Source organism: Marinitoga lauensis, from assembly GCF_004135675.1.
Taxonomy (GTDB): Bacteria; Thermotogota; Thermotogae; order Petrotogales; family Petrotogaceae; genus Marinitoga; species Marinitoga lauensis.
Window position 1 is genome coordinate 174,709 of record NZ_QHLX01000001.1, and the last position, 20,555, is coordinate 195,263.

Consider the following 20,555-nt stretch of genomic DNA (forward strand, 5'->3'; position numbering starts at 1 on the left):
TTTGTATTTCAATTCCGCATCCATGACATCTCATCTTACCACCTCTTATTTAAATATATAAAAATATATCATTCCCAAATATTCATGTATAGCCATCGCATTAGCTTCTAATGCTGATATATCTGGCTTAAAATCTATCCATGTGATTTTTTCTCTTGTTATTAAATAATTGGAAGGTACAGGTATTATTTTTATACTATTATTTATAAAACTTTTAAAAATTTTATATGATCTCAGTAAATGAATCGAAGAAGTTACTAAAAAAATTCTATTTATCTTCATACTTTCAATTAATGAGTTTACAAATTTAGCATTTTCTTCTGTTGTCTGTGCATCTGGTTCAATAAAAATATTTGATGGTACAACTCCAAGTCTAACCAAATAATCTCTCATTATTAATGCTTCAGGAACATAATTTGTATTTGGAGGTTTACCACCTGAAATTACTATAGGAAAATCTGTTTTCTTATATAATTCATACCCTGAAAATATTCTTTTAAACGTTTGATCAGATACTTCACCCATTAAAGGAGAATTTGGAGTTTTTGGTATAGCTCCTCCTCCTAATACAACTATTATAGAAGGAATGCTTTTATCTATTTTATTATAATTTATTGGAGGAAATGCATCTTCTAAAGGATATACCAAAATTCTTGAAGTAATTTGAATAGAAAAAAGATATATTATAAGTGATGTAATCAAAATCATTCTTTTCGGAGATTTTGATTTTTTTATCCTAAAATTCAATAATAGAATAAGTGTAATAAATAATCCTGGTAATTCAAAAAAAGATTGAAATATTTTTCTAATCCATAACATACAATTCCTCCCACATTTTTCATCGTACTTTTTATTATACCACAGCTCTTGTTAATAAAAAGATATATCAATGAAAAAATACTTCTTCTAAATAAGATACCTATATTTGTGGTATAATAACATTGAAAAAATAACAAATCGGAGGATAAGGATGAGAAGAAGATTACTTTTTATAATGCTTTTGTCATTATTTTTTTTGTTTTCCTCATGTGGAACTAATGGATTTAGAATATTTTCTCAACCAGAAAATCAAAAAGGAGCTGCTTACCATGATTTTAAAGGTTTTGGTATTATAGATTATAAGTCTTTCCCACAGGAGGCTCAAGCTAAATTAGCCGCTTTAGAAGCTGCAAGACAGGATGCATATTCAAAAGCTGTTGAATATATTTATGGTGTATATATTGACTCCAATACTACTGTTAAAGATTTTACTTTGAAAAATAAAGCAATAGACTCATCATTATGGGGAGTTATTAAAGGAGCTCAGGAAATAGATGAAGGGTTTAATATGACGGAGGGCATGGCCTATGTTACAATAAGGGTATTTAGAAAAGATATTGAACAATTATTAGGAAAAAGATTAAAAAACTTCTGAGGAGGGAATTTTTTTGAAACTTTTATTTTTGCATAAGTATAATTCATATTGGGATAAAAAAATTAATGAATTAAAAAATCATTTTCCTGAAATAGAAATCATTTTTCCTGAAAAGCATAAAAAAGCAAATGATGAGTTATTAAAGATAGCAGATGGAATAATAGGTGGTTTTATTAATGAAAAAGAATTAGAAATTGCAAAAAATTTAAAAATTATATTTGTTCCTTTTGCGGGTGTTGAACAATTACCAATGGAAAAATTAAAGGAAAAAAAAGTTATAATTTCCAACGCACATGGTAATGGAAAATATGTTGCTGAAAGGGCTGTAGCTTTAGCACTGTCTCTTTTAGGTAAAGTAGTTCCTTTTCATAATGATTTAAAAAAAGGAAGATGGCATGGTTTCACAGTTGGCGAATCTATATTTGATTCTTGGATATCAATTCAAGGAATGAAGGTAGGAATTTTAGGATTTGGGGCTATTGGTCAAAATATAGCAAAATTTTTAAAATGTTTTGATACACATATTTATATTTTAAAAAATACTAAAATTAATTATCTGCCTAAAAATGTTGATAAAGTTTATTATAATATCGATGATATTTTAAAAGATAGTGAGATAATATTTTTAACTTTGCCATTAACAGAAAAGACTTATGAAATAATTAATGAGAAACGCTTAATGACAATGAAAGATAAATATTTAATAAACGTTGGAAGAGGGCGATTAATTCATGAAGAGGGATTATACCATGCACTTCAAAAAAACATATTAAAAGGCGTTGCTTTAGACGTATGGTTTAACTACCCATCTTCTGATAATAAAAATATTATGCCATCAAAATTTCCAATATGGGAATTTGATAATGTGATTCTTTCTCCACACGTTGGTGGATATTCATATCATGCAACCACTGCTGGAATAGATTATACTATAGAAAGTATTAAAAATTATTTAAAGTCCGGTGTTCCTCTTTCAATTGTCGATTATAATAAAAAATACTAATTGCATAGAGGTGATTGTTATAAAAGATTATTTAACTATACCTGAAGATATAGAACTCACTGAAATATTTGGTACTTATAATAACAGGGTTAAATATTTAAAAAACAAATTCAATGTTCAAATTTCTTATCTAGAAAATAAAATAATTTTAAATGGAGAGAAGAAAAAAAATATTGATAAAGTAAAAAACATATTAAAAGAAATTATTGAAATCACTTCTAACAGTCATCTACTTGATTGGACAGAATTTCAGTATATTGTTTCCCTTTACGAAACAGAAAAAGATTTGATTAAATCAAATAAAAGTGATTATAATAAAGTTATCAACACAACAGTAAGCGGATTGAGAGTGCAGGCAAAAACACACGGTCAATCAGATTATATAAAATCTATGAAAAAAAATGATATTGTATTTTGTATAGGTCCTGCTGGAACAGGAAAAACATACTTAGCTGTTGCTATGGCCGTGGAATTCCTAAAAACTGGTCAGGTTCAAAGGATTATATTAACAAGACCTGCTGTAGAAGCTGGAGAAAAATTAGGTTTTTTACCTGGTACTTTATATGACAAAGTTGATCCATATTTAAGACCGCTGTATGATTCATTAATGGATTTTATCAATGCCGATAAAGTTATAGAATATAAAGAAAAAGGTATTATAGAAGTTGTTCCATTAGCTTATATGAGAGGTCGTACTTTAAATAATGCTTTTATTATATTAGATGAGGCTCAAAACAGCACATATTATCAAATGAAGATGTTCTTAACAAGAATAGGATTTAATTCAAGAGCTGTAATTACGGGAGATACTACGCAAATAGACCTTGAAAATAAAAAAGATTCTGGTCTATTAATTGTACAACACATCCTAAAAAATATAAAGGGAATAAACTTTATTGAACTAACAGAAAATGATGTTGTCAGAAATCCTCTGGTTAAGGAAATTATAAAAGCATATGATAAATTCGAAAATGCAAAAGGTGAAAAAGATGAAAAAAAATAGGATATACATGGATATCTTTTTATTCCTTAACTTTTTTTTATTGGCCGTATTTACAGAAATTCTATTATGGCATAATCTCACGTGGAGTTTTTTATTCAACTTCACAATAATTTTTATGCCATTTTGGTTTTTTATTATACAATATTTGATAAAAAAGAATAAAATGTTTAATATGCATCCTGTAAATTATTGGTCATCTTTTATAATAATTCTGGACATGGGAATCATTATTAATATTTTTTCTTTGAAATATTTTTCTGATCCTTCTATTACACCATTATTTGTAGCTGTTACAATTACTCTTATGATGGATTTTTATCTTGGATTTTTATCTTCACTTGTTTTTGCTTTTTATTTTTCCTTTTTAATTGGATTTCCACTTAAGACTTTTATTTCTCTTTTATTATAGGACTAACAAGTGCATATTTAAGCAAAAAATATATTCACGAGTTAGAATAGTTATACCTTTTTTAGGTGCTACTATTTCTCAAATAATAATCTATTTAATATATAAGAATTTTGAATACTTAGCCATACCTCAAATTTTTATATCCAATCTTGTTCAGATGTTATTTGTTTTAGGAGTATTACCATATTTAGAATATATAACCCGTGTATACTCTGATATCGGTCTTTTAGAATTAGGTAATTTGAATCATCCGTTATTACGAAAACTTTCATTAAATGCTTCTGGAACTTATTATCATAGTTTAATTATTGCTAATTTAGTTGAAAGTGCAGCAGAATCTATAGATGCAAATCCTATTCTTTTAAGAGTTGGAGCTTATTTTCATGATATTGGAAAATCATTAAGACCTTTATTTTTCACAGAAAATCAACGAGGTCTTAATCCACATGATAAAATAAATCCTAAATTAAGTGCTTTAATATTAAATCTTCATGTTAGCAAAGGAAAAGAATTAGCAAAAAAATATAAATTACCTATATTAATAGAGGATTTAATAGTTCAACATCATGGACTAGAATAAAAAGATACTTTTTTCACAAAAGTATTGAATTAAATGAAAATCTTCCACCAGATATATTTAAATATCCTGGTCCTATTCCTCAATTTAAAGAAGCAGCTATATTGATGATCGCTGATAACATAGAAGCCATTACCAGGAGTATGAAAGCAATCAACAAAAAAATATTGAAGAAAAAATTGATAATTTAATACAGGATCTTTTTTTGAAGGTCAATTGGATGATTGTGGATTAACTTTGAGAGAAATAAAGAGAATCACTTATTCAATGATAGAAACTATATTAAATATGAATCATTCAAGAATTAGTTACCCTGAAATTCCAAAAGAATTACTTAAAGAGGTGAATAAGTTTGAAAATTAATATATTTAATGAACAAAAAATTAAAAATATCGATATAAAAAAATTGGAAAATATAGCAAAAATGTTTTACTTAAAGAAGTCGGAGAAGGAGATTATGAATTAAATATTCTCATTACTGATAACAAAAATATAAAATATTACAATGAGGAATATAGAAAAAAGAAGGACCTACTGATGTCTTATCTTTTGAATATGGATTAGAAGAAAACATTATTGGTGATATTATAATCTCTGTTGAAAGGATTGAAGAACAAGCTCCTGAATTTGGAAATACTTTTGAAGAAGAATTTTTCTACATTTTGATTCATGGCATTCTTCATATATGCGGATATGATCATATTGAAGAAAATGAAAAAAGAGAAATGTTTAAGCTTCAGGATAAATATTTTAAAGAATTGTTTTAATACATATGAAAAATATTTCATCATTTTCTTTATATGTAAGTATGCCTGATTTTTAGCTTTAATTAATAATATTTACTTTATAATACTCTATTTTTTTATTGAATCTATTTGAGGAAAACAACTCTAATTGATATAATAGTCCTGGAATATAAATAAAACAAGGGAGGTATTAAATTGTCTATTATAAGACCTTTTAAAGGGTTAAGACCAAGAAAAGAGTTAGTTGAAGAATTTTCATGCCCACCATATGATGTTTTAGAAGAAAATGAAGTTAAGGAAATTGTTTCCAAGCATCCAAATAATTTTTTAAGAGTTACCAGAGCAGAAGTTGAATTTGAAAATGAGATTGATCCTCATAGTGAAATAGTATATAAAAAAGCTAAAGAAAATTTAGAACAATTTAAAAAAGATGGTGTATTGATAGAAGAAAAAGAACCTGCTCTTTATCTGTATAGAGAAACATGGCAGGGACATTCACAAACAGGAATTTTTGCAACTTTTTCTGTAGAAGAATATCAAAAGGGACTAATTAAAAAACATGAATTAACAAGGCAGGATAAAGAAGACGATAGAACAAAACATATTATGATTTTAGAAGCTCAGACCGGGCCTGTATTTTTGACTTTTAAATCTGAAAATAAAATAAAAGAATTAATTAATAGTGGTATTGAAAAAGCAGAAAAAATTTATGATTTTATTGATGAAAAAGAAGTCCATCATGAATTATGGGTTTTAACTCAAAAAGATTTGATAAAAGAATTAGAAAATGCTTTTGAAAAAGTAGAAGCTTTATATATTGCAGATGGACATCATAGGGCTGCAGCCGCTTCTAGAACAAGAGAAATATTAAAATCAAAAAATCCATTGCATACTGGAAATGAAGAATATAATTATTTTATGGCTGTTGTTTTTCCACATGATGAATTAAAGATATTGGATTACAATAGAGTTATTAAAGACTTAAATGGATTATCCGATGATGAATTTATTAATAAAGTTTCTGAATATTTTGATATTATTGATGCTCCAGAAAGTCCATATAAACCAAAATCAAAACATGAATTTGGAATGTATATAAATAAAAAATGGTATATATTAAAAGCGAAGGATAAAATAATAGAAGAAAAAGATCCTGTTAAACAATTAGATGTATATATTTTACAAAATTATCTATTGGACCCTATATTGGGAATAGAAAATCCAAGAAAGGATCCAAGAATACACTTTTTAGGTGGTATTAGAGGAGTTAAAGCCTTAGAAAAATGGATAGATGAAAAAGAATGGAAAGTAGCCTTTTCAATGTTCCCAACATCTCTCGAGGAACTGATGGCTGTTGCAGACGATAATAAAACTATGCCTCCAAAATCAACATGGTTTGAACCAAAATTGAGGTCAGGATTATTAATTCATGAAATTTAAAACAATAGCTCCGCTTATGGAGCTATTGTTTTTTTTATATCCAAATATAATGAATCATCCAGTTTCATTTTTTTTCTTGTTCTTTTACTTGAACTAAAAAGTTCTTCTATTTTTGCTTTATGATGAATTGCACTAAATATAAATAATTTTTTTACAAAATGTTTGTTGCTTATGCTGGCATTTTTGAGTATATCTATAATATTTTTTATAGAATAATCGATTATAAAATCTATATATTCCTTATCCTGTACAGATAACATATTTAATTTTTTAATATTATATATTCTGTAAATAGGATTAAAATTTTTTCTTTTTATATCTTTTTCAAAATCATATAATGCATCTAACATGTATGTTAATGTTCCAACATAATAACTAAATTCTTCAGGTAAACTCAACCCATGCTTTTTAATAATCATTTGAATAATTTTTATTGAAGGTTTGAAATAATTTTCTAATTCCAATTTTTCTTTTTCTAACTCAAATTGTTCTCTTAATATTTTTTCATATTCAATAATAAAATTTTCTCCATAATAATTAACTATTTTTCTTCTCAGATTTTTTATTAATATTCTCATATTTTCAATATGTGAATCATGTAACTTATCAAATAATTTTCCATATATAATAAATGCATTAAGATATGAAAATTCTTTGAATATATCCAGATTTCTGTATATATATCTTTTTTAAATCCAACCCATGGACATGTAATCTCTTTTATATATGATTCTTTAAAATCTAATTTCATTATTGAAAAAAAGAAACTTCTCTTATTATAAACATTCTATATAAATTCCCAAATTCTTTTTTTAATGAATGACACATAGAACAATAATGACTTATATAATTTAACCTTTCATCTTTATTCGGTTTAAAATAAAGCGAGATATATCCATACAATATCCGTTCACATCCTTATTGAGAAATTCCAACATATAAATCCAAACGCTTTTCTAAAGTACTTTCACTTGTAAATACCGTAAATACCAATTTATAATTTCCAGGAATCGACAGTTTCACTGGTGGTTCAGGCAAAATAATATTAATTAAGGTTTTTCCACCTTCACTAATATATATTCTTCTTTTATCCTTATTTTCATAATTGAAAAATATAGTATTATTTTCCACATTTATTAAGCGAATTGTATAACCTTTGATTTCTAAAAATCTTTCTTTTTTAAAATCCAGATTATTTATATAAAATGCCCTTTAAAGGTTTCATTAATAGGATAAAATAAATATGTGTCAATTGATAAACTGATATTTTTCAATTTTCTTTCAATCTTATCAGTTACTGGAAAAGGAATGTATACTGCTTGATTTAATTCTTTTGATACAAAATATAATTCATATGTTCCTTTTTTAATTGGAGGTAAAATAACACTATATTCCTTTTTCTCAAGTGGATTTAACGTTACATAACCAAGATTTACCGGTATTTTTTTTATCAATTTTCTTTTTTTAGTGTAAATTTCAATATCTCCAATTAAATTAATACTCCTTGTTTCAGCTGAATAATTTTTTGGTTCTATATAAAGCTTTGCTCGTTCATTTTCTGTATAAAATCCTTTTTCAAGATATATATTATATTTAATAGAATGAATATAATTAAACTCTTTTTTCAAACGTATTTTTCTTCCATTATAATTAAAAATTGTTTCTACAATATATTTTCCATTAGGTATTTTGGATAATGGATTTATATTCTTTAAATCAAATATTTTTTTGCTTTCCATAGGATATAATTTATAGTCTATTATCTTGGATATTCGAAGTTATAAAATACCTCACTTGAATTTTTGGTAATTTTATAAATTTTAAATTTAAAAGAGTCCAGTTTCATATTTTCCGGTTTGCTTTTTGTATTGAACATATTCACATTTATATTTAAAGTATCTGGATATGTATAATTATCTTCTGACATTATAGAAAAAGAAATTCCATTTAGCAAAATAGAAAATCCAAGATTATACCTTGGAAAGTAATATTTTGATACCATGATTAATGCTATTGCCAAAATGGAAATAAAAATAATTAACATGTTATTAATCCTTTGCCTTCGTTTATGCATTTTTTTTATATAATCTTTTTTTTCTTTTTCTTCATCATATTTTTCCCATTCTTCAGGTGTCTTGCTATGATATTTCATATAATTCACCTCTAACTATCTGAAATAAAGAATTTATAATCTTCTAAAGAAATTTTTTCTTTAATAAATAATTGATTTAATTCTTCTTCATAAGACTTGTAAAAAGGCGTATTTTTTAGATTTTTAAAGTCATTATTGCTTAAATAAGCTATGGTTAACTCATTAATTTCTAAAATTTCAAAAATTGGAATTATCCCCAAATAACCCGTATAATGGCATTTTTCACATCCTTTTTTATTTCCATTACTATAGCAATCACATAATATTCTTACAAAATTCTGATTAAATATAATCTTTGTAGAATTTAATATATCATTTTTACTAATTCCCATTTCAATTAATCTATTGATTACATTAAAAACATTATTGGAATGTATTGTAGAGAGAACAAGATGTCCTGTCATAGCAGCTTCAATAGTTAATCTGGCTATTTCCTTCGTTCTTATTTCACCAGTCATTAAAATATCAGGATCATGCCTTAAAATATTTTTTAAAATTGTTGTTTTTTCAGAATCATTTTTTATCTCAATTTGCTGAGCACCTGGTATTTGATATTCAAGTGGATTTTCTATTGTAATAACTTTTTTTGGATAACTTTTTAATATATTTATAAGTATATATGCCAGTGCTGTCGATTTACCACTTCCAGTAGGACCAGAAAATAAAATAAGACCATTTTTTAATGTTTTTATTTTTTCTATATGATTAATAAATTTCTCAGAATAATTTAAATTATCAAGCGTCAAATCAGATATATTTTTTAATTTTCTTATAACACAATTTATACCATTGAAATTTTTTATTAACGATACTCTAAATCTGTGGTTATAAAAAGTAAAGGACCCATCTGACGGATCCTTGTCATTAATAATATCAATCCCTGATAATACTTGAACTTTAGTAATTATCTTCTCATATAATTCTTTAGATATTTTTTCATGTTCTACCAAAGTCGTATTAAATCTATATGAAACAATGGTTTGATCAGGCGTAGGAGAAAAATGTAAATCTGTAATTTTATTTTCTAAAAGAACATTAATATACTTTTCAAAAAGCATAGTAGAATTTAAATTTTTAATTGTCACATTTTTATTTATTTTTTTATTATGGAAAAGCTGTAAAGTTGATAATTCTTTTAAATTATTCTTCATAATCTCCCTGCTGTGCCTCCAAATACTTTTCCAATTTAATTCTTTCCTCATTTAAAACATTATTACCGAATAATCTGTATATAGCTGGAATTTCATAAATATTTTCTCCATCAAAATCATTTAATATTTTATTATATCCAGCAGCTACAATAGTAACCTTTAATTCATCAGGTTGCATATCTTCCACTTCAGTAATTCCATATTTCAAATTAACTTCATCAGTAGAATAAGAATGCAAGATAGAAGTTACAATTTTCAAATCCTTTAACGTCGGATTTTTACCTGAAACGTTTACCAAAGCTGCTGTAGCATTTTGAACAGAATTCTCCAAGAATTTTGAATTTAATGCACTTTTCGCAGCTTCTTCAGCTTTATTCGGTCCTTTTCCCCAACCTATACCAAGCATTGCTGAACCTCGTCTTTTTAAAACGGATTCAACATCTGCAAAATCAGTATTAACTAATCCTTTTTTAGTAATTAAATCTGAAATACCTGTTATACCTTGATATAATATGTCATCTGCTTTAGCAAAGGCTTGTCTAATAGGTATATCATCATTATCTTCAAGTAATTTATCATTGGAAATTTTAATTAATGTATCAACATATGGTTTTAACTTATTTAAACCACTATTTGCAATTTTTTGTTTTGTAGAACCTTCAAAATGGAAAGGAATTGTTACAACTGCAACTGTTAATATTCCCAGTTCTCTGGCAATTCTGGCAATTACTGGAGAGGCACCTGTACCTGTACCACCACCAAAACCTGCTGTAATAAATAATAAATCAGTACCCTGAATCATTTCTCTTATTTCGTCTACGCTTTCTTCTGCTGCTTTCTCACCTTTTTCAGGATTTCCACCAGCACCTAATCCTCTGGTTAATTCTTTTCCAAGTTGTAATTTAAATTTAGCGCTACTTGATTCCAATACTTGAACATCTGTATTTGCAGCTATAAGGTCAACATCAGAAACCCCTAATCTCACCATTCTTTCAATGGCATTATTACCAGCTCCGCCTACACCTATGACTTTAATAACATATTTTGGCCTTTTATGAAACATCTCTTTAGGTTCATCTTCAATAGGTAAATTAAATGGCATCTTCATTACCTCCTAAAAGGATTCTTCCAAGTTTAGAGAAGAAACCTCCCTTTTTTTCTACCTTTTCTTCCACATAATTATTTTCTGAAGAAGAATTTAAATCTTCAATATATAATTTTGGTATGTTCGCACCACTAAAATATAAATTAATTGTACCGATTATTGGTGCAAAAAGTGGATCTTTATATAATTCATCAGCATTTTCAATATAAAAATTATTAGCATTGTTAGATGCAACCCCTAATCTCGTTTGTGCACCCATAAAATCTGAAATAGTCTTTTCAATATTTTTTATCCTTGCTCCTCCGCCAGTGTGAACTATTCCTGCTTGTAATCCTCCCGCAATTTCAAATGTATTTTCATATTCTAACTTTGCCAGATCGCTATTTAATTTATTTATTATTTCTCTTGTTCTTGCAAAAACTATTTTGTTTAATAAATTTTGAGTAGTATATTCATAATGATCTCCAACTAAACTTAAATAATCAATTTTTTTCACTATTTTAGTATCTTGAAGACAAACTGCCTGTTCTTCTAATAATCTCAAAGCTTCTTTTTCAGAAGTTTTTAATACATGCATTATATCTTTTAAAACATATTCCATTCCAACTTCAAAATCTAAATAAAATTTAGGTATTCCATCTTTAAAGATCAGCATTCTGGCCTTTGAATGTCCTAAATCCACAACCCCAACTCCAAGATTTCTATCAGAAGTATTGGTTACACCATATGCTGAAGCTAATGTGGAATCATATATTGGTATTTCACCTTCTATTAAATTTTTTATTGTGTTTCTAATTGGCGCAAAAGAATTTTCAGGTACCCATACAACATTTATAAGTGCATTTAAACTATAATTAGCAACAAAAGCAACTGGATTTTTTACCTTTTTATCATCAACCTCAAAATTGACAAATTTAATATCCAAAACTTCTTTATTTAATTCTGAGTATTTTTGCTGAATATTAGATTTTATTTTTTCTAAATCCCCTTCGGTTATTTCTTTAGGTTCTGAAAACTCCAACGTATAGCCTTCTCTTGAAATTTTTAATTCATTTGTAGCATAAGATAATACTATTTCTATTTCTTTAGCTTTATTATTTTCTCCTTCAAGAGTATAAATTACATTCTCTATTTTTCTTCGCAAAGCTCTAACATCCTGTACCTGTCCTTTTACTATTCCTTCAGCCTGTTCTATAGCCTTAGAAACAAGTTGATAACTATTTTTAGTTTCTTCTAATGCAATTCCTTTTATAAAATAATTTCCTACATCAATTGCATAAATAACCTTTCTGGCCATTTTATCCCTCCTAATAAATGCTAATTAAGCTACCTCCAGAGAGAAGATAATAATTCCCCGGTTCATATTTTTCTAATTTATTTATTATATCTTTAAAATGATTTACAACATCTTGCCATGAATTAAATAATATTTTATAACCAATATTTATATACAATATTTTTTGTTTAAAATCTATCCTTGATATATAATTCAACTGATTTAATGTTAATTCTGATATTTCATTTCTATGAATTAAATAATCCTTTAAATCTATAAGCGGATAGCCAACAATAGGAACATCAGAAATTTTAAAAATTATTTCATCTTTACTTAAAAGAAGATACCTTCTATTAAATTTTACCACACATATAGGTTGTTGTGTTGCATAATGATTTCTTACCTGTTGAGTTTTTGTAACAAAAAATTGCGAACCTATATAAAAAATAATAAATACGTATAGCATTGATACTACTAATAATAAAGAACGAGAAACACTCATTTTAAATATCTAACTCCTTAACCTTTAAAGCATGTTCTTCAATAAACTCTCTTCTTGAAGATGGGTCACTACCCATTAATATTTCTAAAATTTCTTCTGTTTCAACAAGATCATCAATGTTTATTCTAATTAATTTTCTTTTTGCAGGGTCCATTGTTGTATCCCATAATTGATCAGCATTCATTTCACCAAGACCTTTATATCTTTGAAGTGAATATTTTGGATATTCTTTTTTTAATTCTTCTAATTCCTCATCACTATATAGATATGTTTCAAATTTTCCAGATTTAAATTTGTATAGTGGAGGCTGTGCTGCATATATTCTACCTTCTTTTATTAATTCAGGCATAAATCTAAAGAACAATGCCAATAGCAATGTTCTAATATGTGCACCATCAACATCAGCATCAGTCATAATTATAATCTTACCATATCTTAATTTTTTTATATTAAAGTTTTCTCCAATTCCTGTTCCAATTGCAGATATAATATTAGAAACCTGTTCATTCTTCATTAATCTTTCTATATCATGTTTTTCTACATTTATAATTTTACCTCGCAATGGTAAAATTGCCTGAAAATTTCTATCTCTTGCTGATTTAGCATTTCCACCAGCTGAATTACCTTCAACTATAAACAATTCTGTTTCATCCAAATTTGTTGAAGTACAATCAGCCAATTTACCCGGTAACGGAGAATTTTCAAAAATAGATTTCCTTTTTACTTTATCTCTGGCCTTTCTTGCATTTATACGAGCCCTTGCAGCTTCTTTAATACGTTCGAAAATCATTTTTGTATCTTTAGGATGTGAATCTAAATATTTAATCAAATATTCCGATAATACTTCATTTACAGCAACTCTTACTTCTTTACTTCCTAATTTAGCTTTTGTTTGACCTTCAAAAACAGGATCTGGGAGTTTAATACTTATGATAGCAATTAGCCCTTCTCTTACATCCTCTCCTGTAAAATTCTCATCTTTTTCTTTTAAAACACCTGTTTTCCTGGCATACTCATTCATTAGCCTTGTTAATGTGGCTTTAAAAGCAGATTCATGTTCTCCACCTTCTATAGTTCTTATATTATTTACATAACTATAAATATGTGGAAAATCATTTCTGGTGTACATCATTGAAAACTCTACTATAATATCAGAAAAATTCTTACCTCTTGGGTTTTTTACTGCACCTTTTCCGAAAATAGGATTTTCATGAATTGGAATTTTTTTATTTTTCTTTACAAGAAATTCCAGAAATTCTGAAATTCCCTTTTCAAATTTAAAAACATTCTTTTTGTTTCTTTTTTCATCTATAAATTCTATTTCCAATCCCGGATTTAAAAATGCTAATTCTCTTAATCTATTTTCAATTATTTGCCCTTCTACTTCGATATCTCCATTTTCAAAAATCTCAGGATCTGGTTTAAATTTAATATATGTTCCAGTTTTGTTTGTATCACCTAATATTTCTACTTCAGTTACCTTAATTCCTCGAGAATATTTTTGATAATATATTTTTCCATTTCTATGCACCCAAACTTCTAAATATTCTGATAAAGCATTTACAACTGAAGCTCCAACACCATGCAACCCTCCGCTAATTTTATAAGTGGCATTATCAAATTTTCCTCCTGCATGCAATGTTGTAAATACTACCTCAAGCGTGTCTTTTTTTTCAGTTGGATGGGGGCCAACTGGGATACCTCTTCCATTATCTTTTACTTCTATTGAATCATCGCTATTTATTTTAACAATAATTTTTGTACAAAAACCACTCATATATTCATCAACACTATTATCAACTATTTCATAAACCAGATGATTTAGCCCTGGTTTTCCAATAGAACCTATATACATTCCAGGTCTTTTTCTTACTGGTTCTAATCCTTTTAATACTTTAATATTTTCTTGTGAATATTGACTCATCAATCAACACCTCCGGAAAATTTTATATTTATTATCTTGTCATATTTCAGTTTATTATTAATATCTCTTAAGATTTTTTTCTTTTTAAAAATTATTTCCTGTTTAATATAATTGTTTTCTATATACAAAAAAAGTGTGGAGGTCTTTAAATCTACATTAACCACCTCCACTGAGGTAAATCCATATTTGTCAAAAATTTTTTTTATTATTTGCTTCAAATCTTTCATCAGTAATATCTTTTTTAATACATTATTCTTATTACTTACTTCTTTAAAAATATCATTAAAATCTTGCATTTTAATCCCAATAAGTATTATTATTAATAATGAAATCTTGCCAGTAATTAATAAGTGTTTCAGTCGTAATACCTGGCGCATTAAATGTAAAGTTTGGAACTATCCTTCTAACAGGAACTATTCCAACACTTGTGTGAGTCAAAAAAATTTCATCAGCAGAAAGCAATTCCCAAACTTCTATATTCCTTTCCTCAAAATCTATATTAAAACTTTTTACTAAATCCAAAACTATTTTTCTTGTTATCCCGGTAATATTCCGGCAGATAATGGTGGAGTAGTAATAACTCCAGCGGTAACAATAAAAATATTAGATTTTGTACCTTCAGTAACATATCCAAATTCATTTAACACTACAGCATCATAATAGGCATTATACTTTTGTCTCAAATACATGCCATAACCATTTAATGATGTTTTTACATAATAAGGGATTACAGGATTTTTTGGTTTTCTTTCACGAGATATTGTGAGTACAACACCACTTTCCCTTAAATCATCTATTTCTATCATTGGCTCTATAAAAGCATAAAATGATTTTTTATTAGAAGTATATTTATTTAACATCAATTTAATTCTAACATCATTTTTGCAATTCAATTTTTCTATTCCTTCATTTAATATGTTTTTTAATTCCGCATATTCAGGAACTTCTAATCCTAAAAACATTGCGGATTTCTTTAATCTTTCATAATGAAAACGTAAGGCAAAAATATTTTTATTATAGGTTCTTAAAGTCTCATAAGTTGAATACCCATTAAAAAGCGAATAGTCTTCATTTTCATACTTTGTTTTTTCTATCCATTTTTGCGTATTATAAAACATAAGAAATCACTCCAGTGTTTTCAATATTATTAACCTTTACATTATAAAATGCATTATTAATTAAGTTTTTTTCTATTTTATGATAAATATAATATTCATCATATCCAAAACTTTCATTTTTATTTACCTTTTCTATTAAAACCTTTGTATTTTTGCCCTTCAACTCATTTAAATACCTATTTGTTGAAATATTTATATGTTTTTGTAATTCTTTCATTCGTTCTTTTTTTATATTTCCAGGTATTTGATTTTTCATTCGAGATGCTTTAGTATTTGGCCTATTTGAATATCTAAAAGCATGAACCCTCGAAAAATTATATATATTCAAAAAAGATATTAATTTTTGAAAATCTTTTTCACTTTCCCCAGGAAATCCTACAATCAAATCAGCTGATACAGAAAAAGATGAATTTATTGAATAAATCATATCAAATAAATTATATAAATATTTTTCTGTATATTTTCTTCCCATATTTCTTAAAATATTATCCGAAACATGTTGTAATGACAGGTGAATATGTTTTTCAAAAATAGGACTTTCATTTAATATTCTAATTATTTCTTCATCAATAAAATCTGGATATAATGAGCTAATTCTAAACCTGATTTCCTCATTGTTATACTTTTCATTTAAATCATATATCAATTTTTTCAAATTATAATCAGTACTATAACCAAAATAAGAAAGATTTATTCCGGTAAATACTATCTCTTTAATACCTTCCTTATATATCTCATTTACTTTTTTGAATATATCCTCTTTATCAACACTTCTAATCTTATTACCTCTTGCAAAAATAATTCTACAATAACTACAAAATTCAAGACATCCTTCTTCAATTGGAAGAAAGTATCTTGAATAAGAACTATATGGTTTAGAAGGAATAAAAACTTTTTCTTCTAATTTATTCCAATATATTTTATCTACAAATATCCCTGTTTTATCAATATACTTATCAATATATTTCTTTTCAAGATTCCCAAGAATCAGATCAGCTCCTGCATTTTTTAGTGCTTCAACATTTGTATGCGAATAACACCCAACAACTATAACCTTTTTATTTTTATTTTTTCTTTTTATTCCTCTTATTAATTGTTTAATCTTTCTCTCCGCTTCCGAAGTTACAGTACAAGAATTTATCAATACATATCCACTATTACTATCTTTTTTGTCATAAGAAACATCAAAATTAATATGCTCTAATTTTTCTCCAATAAATTCACTTTCTGCTTGATTTAATTTGCAACCAAAAGTAATAATATTTATTTTTTTTATACTCACGATTCTTCCAATATCCCCTTTGCTGCAAGACTCAATAATTTAATTCTTCTAACAATACCAACTAATCTATTATCATAATCTACCACAGGCACTATTTTTAAACTATTTTTTATTATCACATCTGCCACATGCAGAGCTGTATCATCATAATAAACTTTTGTCGGGTTTTTTTCCATTATTTCAGAAACGGGTTTATGTAAAATACTTCCTAATCCTTTTATAAATTGCTGTGAGTCAGGAATAAATGATGTGGATTGCATTAAAGAAAGATATCCTGGTATAGATGCTTTTATAACCATAGATTCACTTAACAAACCTACAAGGTGAAATTCTTTATCAACAATGGGTAAAGCTGAATATCCATGTCTTTCACATAAAGTAATAAACCTTTCTATAGTAACATCTACCACCAAAGATGTAACATCCTTTAGCATAATATCTTCTACTCTCATCATTTCACCTTCTTTGTTTCAAAATAATCAAGATATTTATTAATTTCTTCTTTACTTTCAATATATTTTTCTATATGATGTACTTTGGCAATAGCTGTTGCCATACCAAATTTTGCAGCCTCAAGATAATTATAGCCATTATTTAATATATAATAAATTATACCAGTCATAAATGAATCTCCAACACCAAACAAATGAGATCTATCGACTTTTTCATTTACTGCAAATAGCCACACGCCGTCATTTGTAGCAATAATATCTCCCTCAACATGATAACTTAGAACAGCCAATTTTGCTCCATGTTTAATAATATCTTCTGCAGCATAAATATAATCATCCAATTCTTTTAATTCTCTATCAAAATATTTCTTTTCTTTCCTTAAATCAACTCTTACAACCATTGGACAGGATTTTTCTAGTGCTTCATTAAAATGCTCTCCATTTGCTTCCATATAAGTTGTAATACCATTCTTTTTAGCTAATGAAAATAATGTAGCATAAATATCTTTAGGCACATTTGGTGGAACACTACCAGAAATTAAAACATGTTCAACTAATGATAAAGAATTCTCATATCTTTGAATTAAATGCTCAATATCAACGTCAGTAACTTTCGGACCACTAGAATTGATTTGAGTTATTGTATGATTTACTAAATCCAGAATTGCAATATTTTCACGTGTTTCTTCTTCCACAAAAATAAAATTAGATGTAATGTTTCTATCTTCTAATAATTTTTCAAGAAAAACTCTTCCAATAAATCCTCCCAAAAAACCCAAAGCCATATTTTCCACACCTAATTTACTAAGCATTTTAGAGACATTTACACCTTTCCCACCTGGTTCCATAAAAGCATTCGATGGATTTGAAATCCTAAACATTTTACCGCATTTGAAATTTTCTACAATTATCTCTCTATCAAGAGAGGGATTTAAGGTTACAGTCATTACATCCATATTCAAGCCCCTAAATATATAATCCTTTTTTCACTTTAATTATACCACAAATCATTTAATTATATACAAAGATTATTTTCTATTTGATAATCATTTATTATGAATTAAATCGTTTCGTTAATATTTTCCAAATCTTTTACTTCTAACTATATTAATTATATTTTGTAAATATTTCACTTTAAACAAAAATGTAAATAGCAAATAAATAATAGCACCTGCAAACACTAATATTACCGTATATATATTAGAAGAACTCAACATTTTTAATAAGTATAAACTCAACAGCATCCCAGAGGTAGAAATAATAATTTTAATTACTTCAATATAATCATTTTTTGTAAAATGCACAAAAAATTCCCAACCTAATATTATCATACCAATAAACCCTGAAATGCTGGTAGCCAAACCTATGCCCGCAACCCCTATATATTTAGCTAAAATTATATCCAGAACAATATTTATTAAAACCATTACAAAAGAAATTCTGGTTGGTTTTTTTGTATTTAATCTTGAATAATAATTTCTAACTAAAATCCCATGTATAGAATAAAATATAATTCCAATAGAATATGTGACTAAAGTAAAAGCTGTTATTAGAGTATCTTTTTCTGTAAAGCTACCTCTTTGATAAATTAATTTTATTATTTCTTTGCTTAAAATTATCAACCCTGATGATGCAGGTATCGTTAAAAATAATGATATTAAAATCGCATCTTTGAATTCCTGTATAAATTTTTCTTTTTTATTATTAAATGATAATTTTGATAATCTAGGTAAAATCACATTTGCTATACTAACAGAAAAAATAGCTAATGGTAATTGATATAATCTTAAAGCATATTGAATTGTTGCAACTCCTCCTTCACCTGTCCACGAAGCGACATTTGTATCAACAATACTATTAATATGAGAAATAGCAACACCAAAAAAAGCTGGTATAAACATTCCCATTATTTCTTTAACATATTCCTGTTTTAAAGAAAAATAGTAATGGAAATATTCTTTTTTATTCAAATAAATCAATAATGCAACCATCTGAAAAAATCCGCCTAATAAAAAACCAATAGTTGGTCCATAAATACGTATTGAAAAAATATAAGAAAATATTATTCCTAATATGGTGAAAACATTGGTTATAGCAGGAGAAACAGCAGAAACAAAAAAATTATTTTCATGATACAATATACCTGAAAGTATAGACCATATTGAAATAAATGTAATAAATGGAAATGTTAATTTCATAAGTTTTGAAGATAATATTAAATATTCTTTTTCAAGACCACTGCCCAACATTTTGGCAAAAAATGGTGAGAAAAAAAATACAAAAATATATATTAAAGCTGTTATTAGAATTAAAAAATTTATAGCAGTGCTTGCAAAAATATCAGCTTCTTTACCTTTTTTTCTGGTATATAATGGGATAAAAACAGTAGAAAAAGCCCCTTCTGCAAATATACGTCTTAGAAAGAAAGGTAACAATATTGCTATAATATAGGCATCATATTCACCACTTCTTCCAAAATAATAGGCAAATAATATATCTCGAAATAATCCTAAAAATCTGCTCACCATTGTAGCTGAAGCAAAAATTGCTGTAAATTTCATTATATCAGACACAAAAACAACCTCCTATATTATAAACAAAAGCCCATGCGGGCTTTTATTACATAGTTTCTACCATTATACATTTATGAAACAAATATTCAACTTCTGGATCATTTAAAGATTCCAAATATTCTTTTATTTCATCTGATTCTGCACCTGGTTGATACCAGAATTTTTTAAAACCATTTTCATAAGCTTCTTTTGTAACTTTTAATCCTATCTTTGGCGGAACTACAAAATTAAGAATATCTACTTCTGGTAAATCTTTTACTGATTTATATGTTTTTATACCATCTATTTCATCATAATTTGGAGTTACCGGATAAACTTCATACCCTTTAGAAACTAAGTCTTTTAATATTTTATAACCAAATTTCGATTTATTTGTTGTAGCTCCAATTAATCCAACTTTTTTTATTTTATCAATATCAAACATCTAT

The 20,555-nt window shown here is 26.7% G+C and carries 25 protein-coding genes and 1 pseudogene; 8 read left to right on the plus strand and 18 right to left on the minus strand.

Features of this window, described 5'->3' with window-relative positions; all coding sequences use genetic code 11:
* Positions 1-45: 45 nt before the first annotated feature.
* The gene (locus DJ007_RS00895; RefSeq protein ID WP_129407928.1) at positions 46-819 is read right to left on the minus strand and encodes a YdcF family protein; all 774 of its coding nucleotides are present in this window, start codon (positions 817-819) and stop codon (positions 46-48) included.
* A 151-nt stretch (positions 820-970) separates the two neighbouring features.
* On the opposite strand from DJ007_RS00895, the gene DJ007_RS00900 reads away from it, so the two are divergent.
* The 8 genes from DJ007_RS00900 to DJ007_RS00930 all read left to right on the plus strand — a co-directional run bounded on the left by DJ007_RS00900 (position 971) and on the right by DJ007_RS00930 (position 6,592).
* Positions 971-1,414, plus strand: a complete 444-nt coding sequence (locus DJ007_RS00900; RefSeq protein WP_129407929.1) for a hypothetical protein — start codon at positions 971-973, stop codon at positions 1,412-1,414.
* 13 nt (positions 1,415-1,427) lie between these two features.
* On the plus strand, positions 1,428-2,417 hold the full coding sequence (locus DJ007_RS00905) for a 2-hydroxyacid dehydrogenase (RefSeq protein ID WP_129407930.1): 990 nt from the start codon (positions 1,428-1,430) through the stop codon (positions 2,415-2,417).
* 19 nt (positions 2,418-2,436) lie between these two features.
* The gene (locus DJ007_RS00910) at positions 2,437-3,420 is read left to right on the plus strand and encodes a PhoH family protein (RefSeq protein ID WP_129408239.1); all 984 of its coding nucleotides are present in this window, start codon (positions 2,437-2,439) and stop codon (positions 3,418-3,420) included.
* Between the two features lie 115 nt (positions 3,421-3,535).
* The gene (locus DJ007_RS00915; RefSeq protein ID WP_129407931.1) at positions 3,536-3,829 is read left to right on the plus strand and encodes a hypothetical protein; all 294 of its coding nucleotides are present in this window, start codon (positions 3,536-3,538) and stop codon (positions 3,827-3,829) included.
* 157 nt (positions 3,830-3,986) lie between these two features.
* Entirely contained in the window at positions 3,987-4,409 is a 423-nt protein-coding gene (locus DJ007_RS00920; protein ID WP_129407932.1) for an HDIG domain-containing metalloprotein, read from the plus strand.
* Between the two features lie 213 nt (positions 4,410-4,622).
* Complete coding sequence (locus DJ007_RS14455) at positions 4,623-4,769, plus strand: hypothetical protein (RefSeq protein ID WP_165973929.1); 147 nt, start codon at positions 4,623-4,625, stop codon at positions 4,767-4,769.
* 212 nt (positions 4,770-4,981) lie between these two features.
* The gene (gene ybeY / locus DJ007_RS16695; protein WP_240739208.1) at positions 4,982-5,173 is read left to right on the plus strand and encodes an rRNA maturation RNase YbeY; all 192 of its coding nucleotides are present in this window, start codon (positions 4,982-4,984) and stop codon (positions 5,171-5,173) included.
* Positions 5,174-5,347: 174 nt separating this feature from the next.
* Positions 5,348-6,592: a DUF1015 domain-containing protein gene (locus DJ007_RS00930; protein ID WP_129407933.1), complete on the plus strand. Its 1,245-nt coding sequence runs from the start codon at positions 5,348-5,350 to the stop codon at positions 6,590-6,592.
* A 14-nt stretch (positions 6,593-6,606) separates the two neighbouring features.
* On the opposite strand, the gene DJ007_RS00935 is transcribed toward DJ007_RS00930, so the two are convergent.
* The 17 genes and pseudogenes from DJ007_RS00935 to DJ007_RS01010 form a co-directional block, all read right to left on the minus strand.
* Positions 6,607-7,221, minus strand: a complete 615-nt coding sequence (locus DJ007_RS00935) for a DUF5685 family protein (protein ID WP_368359319.1) — start codon at positions 7,219-7,221, stop codon at positions 6,607-6,609.
* Positions 7,167-7,343, minus strand: a complete 177-nt coding sequence (locus DJ007_RS14460; protein WP_165973930.1) for a hypothetical protein — start codon at positions 7,341-7,343, stop codon at positions 7,167-7,169. The genes DJ007_RS00935 and DJ007_RS14460 overlap by 55 nt, the downstream gene beginning before the upstream one ends.
* A gap of 167 nt (positions 7,344-7,510) precedes the next feature.
* A complete protein-coding gene (locus DJ007_RS00940) occupies positions 7,511-7,723 on the minus strand; it encodes a hypothetical protein (RefSeq protein WP_129407935.1) in 213 nt (70 codons plus the stop codon).
* A gap of 65 nt (positions 7,724-7,788) precedes the next feature.
* The gene (locus DJ007_RS00945) at positions 7,789-8,331 is read right to left on the minus strand and encodes a hypothetical protein (RefSeq protein WP_129407936.1); all 543 of its coding nucleotides are present in this window, start codon (positions 8,329-8,331) and stop codon (positions 7,789-7,791) included.
* A gap of 20 nt (positions 8,332-8,351) precedes the next feature.
* On the minus strand, positions 8,352-8,744 hold the full coding sequence (locus DJ007_RS00950; RefSeq protein WP_165973931.1) for a hypothetical protein: 393 nt from the start codon (positions 8,742-8,744) through the stop codon (positions 8,352-8,354).
* An 11-nt stretch (positions 8,745-8,755) separates the two neighbouring features.
* Positions 8,756-9,895 (minus strand): GspE/PulE family protein, encoded by a 1,140-nt coding sequence (locus tag DJ007_RS00955; protein WP_165973932.1) that lies wholly within the window; start codon positions 9,893-9,895, stop codon positions 8,756-8,758.
* Positions 9,885-10,997 (minus strand): cell division protein FtsZ, encoded by a 1,113-nt coding sequence (ftsZ, locus tag DJ007_RS00960; RefSeq protein ID WP_129407939.1) that lies wholly within the window; start codon positions 10,995-10,997, stop codon positions 9,885-9,887. Before ftsZ ends, DJ007_RS00955 begins: the two co-directional genes overlap by 11 nt.
* Positions 10,987-12,297, minus strand: a complete 1,311-nt coding sequence (locus tag DJ007_RS00965; RefSeq protein WP_129407940.1) for a cell division FtsA domain-containing protein — start codon at positions 12,295-12,297, stop codon at positions 10,987-10,989. Before DJ007_RS00965 ends, ftsZ begins: the two co-directional genes overlap by 11 nt.
* Before the next feature lie 10 nt (positions 12,298-12,307).
* A complete protein-coding gene (locus DJ007_RS00970; protein ID WP_129407941.1) occupies positions 12,308-12,778 on the minus strand; it encodes a DUF4894 domain-containing protein in 471 nt (156 codons plus the stop codon).
* A 1-nt stretch (position 12,779) separates the two neighbouring features.
* Positions 12,780-14,702, minus strand: coding sequence for a DNA gyrase/topoisomerase IV subunit B (locus tag DJ007_RS00975; protein ID WP_129407942.1), 1,923 nt, complete (start codon positions 14,700-14,702; stop codon positions 12,780-12,782).
* A complete protein-coding gene (locus DJ007_RS00980; RefSeq protein ID WP_165973933.1) occupies positions 14,702-14,998 on the minus strand; it encodes a DciA family protein in 297 nt (98 codons plus the stop codon). Before DJ007_RS00980 ends, DJ007_RS00975 begins: the two co-directional genes overlap by 1 nt.
* Before the next feature lies 1 nt (position 14,999).
* Positions 15,000-15,820, minus strand: a pseudogene (locus DJ007_RS00985) (aminotransferase class IV).
* The gene (mtaB, locus tag DJ007_RS00990; protein WP_165973934.1) at positions 15,810-17,102 is read right to left on the minus strand and encodes a tRNA (N(6)-L-threonylcarbamoyladenosine(37)-C(2))-methylthiotransferase MtaB; all 1,293 of its coding nucleotides are present in this window, start codon (positions 17,100-17,102) and stop codon (positions 15,810-15,812) included. Before mtaB ends, DJ007_RS00985 begins: the two are co-directional and overlap by 11 nt.
* Positions 17,099-17,554: a CBS domain-containing protein gene (locus DJ007_RS00995; protein ID WP_129408240.1), complete on the minus strand. Its 456-nt coding sequence runs from the start codon at positions 17,552-17,554 to the stop codon at positions 17,099-17,101. The genes mtaB and DJ007_RS00995 overlap by 4 nt, the downstream gene beginning before the upstream one ends.
* Entirely contained in the window at positions 17,554-18,510 is a 957-nt protein-coding gene (locus DJ007_RS01000) for a 1-phosphofructokinase family hexose kinase (RefSeq protein WP_129407945.1), read from the minus strand. The genes DJ007_RS00995 and DJ007_RS01000 overlap by 1 nt, the downstream gene beginning before the upstream one ends.
* 117 nt (positions 18,511-18,627) lie before the next feature.
* Positions 18,628-20,127, minus strand: a complete 1,500-nt coding sequence (gene murJ, locus DJ007_RS01005; protein ID WP_129407946.1) for a murein biosynthesis integral membrane protein MurJ — start codon at positions 20,125-20,127, stop codon at positions 18,628-18,630.
* A gap of 46 nt (positions 20,128-20,173) precedes the next feature.
* A complete protein-coding gene (locus DJ007_RS01010) occupies positions 20,174-20,551 on the minus strand; it encodes a CoA-binding protein (protein ID WP_129407947.1) in 378 nt (125 codons plus the stop codon).
* Positions 20,552-20,555 lie beyond the last annotated feature (4 nt).

Excerpts from the sequence above, each read along its gene's own strand:
- DJ007_RS00980 (WP_165973933.1), bottom strand. The coding sequence starts at position 14,998 with ATGCAAGATTTTAATGATATTTTTAAAGAAGTAAGTAATAAGAATAAT.
- DJ007_RS00975 (WP_129407942.1), bottom strand. The coding sequence starts at position 14,702 with ATGAGTCAATATTCACAAGAAAATATTAAAGTATTAAAAGGATTAGAA.
- DJ007_RS00895 (WP_129407928.1), bottom strand. The coding sequence starts at position 819 with ATGTTATGGATTAGAAAAATATTTCAATCTTTTTTTGAATTACCAGGA.
- ftsZ (WP_129407939.1), bottom strand. The coding sequence starts at position 10,997 with ATGCCATTTAATTTACCTATTGAAGATGAACCTAAAGAGATGTTTCAT.
- DJ007_RS01010 (WP_129407947.1), bottom strand. The coding sequence starts at position 20,551 with ATGTTTGATATTGATAAAATAAAAAAAGTTGGATTAATTGGAGCTACA.
- DJ007_RS00945 (WP_129407936.1), bottom strand. The coding sequence starts at position 8,331 with ATGGAAAGCAAAAAAATATTTGATTTAAAGAATATAAATCCATTATCC.
- DJ007_RS00950 (WP_165973931.1), bottom strand. The coding sequence starts at position 8,744 with ATGAAATATCATAGCAAGACACCTGAAGAATGGGAAAAATATGATGAA.
- DJ007_RS00970 (WP_129407941.1), bottom strand. The coding sequence starts at position 12,778 with ATGAGTGTTTCTCGTTCTTTATTATTAGTAGTATCAATGCTATACGTA.
- DJ007_RS01000 (WP_129407945.1), bottom strand. The coding sequence starts at position 18,510 with ATGGATGTAATGACTGTAACCTTAAATCCCTCTCTTGATAGAGAGATA.
- DJ007_RS00900 (WP_129407929.1), top strand. The coding sequence starts at position 971 with ATGAGAAGAAGATTACTTTTTATAATGCTTTTGTCATTATTTTTTTTG.
- DJ007_RS00915 (WP_129407931.1), top strand. The coding sequence starts at position 3,536 with ATGCCATTTTGGTTTTTTATTATACAATATTTGATAAAAAAGAATAAA.
- DJ007_RS00995 (WP_129408240.1), bottom strand. The coding sequence starts at position 17,554 with ATGAGAGTAGAAGATATTATGCTAAAGGATGTTACATCTTTGGTGGTA.
- DJ007_RS14460 (WP_165973930.1), bottom strand. The coding sequence starts at position 7,343 with ATGAAATTAGATTTTAAAGAATCATATATAAAAGAGATTACATGTCCA.
- DJ007_RS00920 (WP_129407932.1), top strand. The coding sequence starts at position 3,987 with ATGTTATTTGTTTTAGGAGTATTACCATATTTAGAATATATAACCCGT.
- DJ007_RS00955 (WP_165973932.1), bottom strand. The coding sequence starts at position 9,895 with ATGAAGAATAATTTAAAAGAATTATCAACTTTACAGCTTTTCCATAAT.
- DJ007_RS00965 (WP_129407940.1), bottom strand. The coding sequence starts at position 12,297 with ATGGCCAGAAAGGTTATTTATGCAATTGATGTAGGAAATTATTTTATA.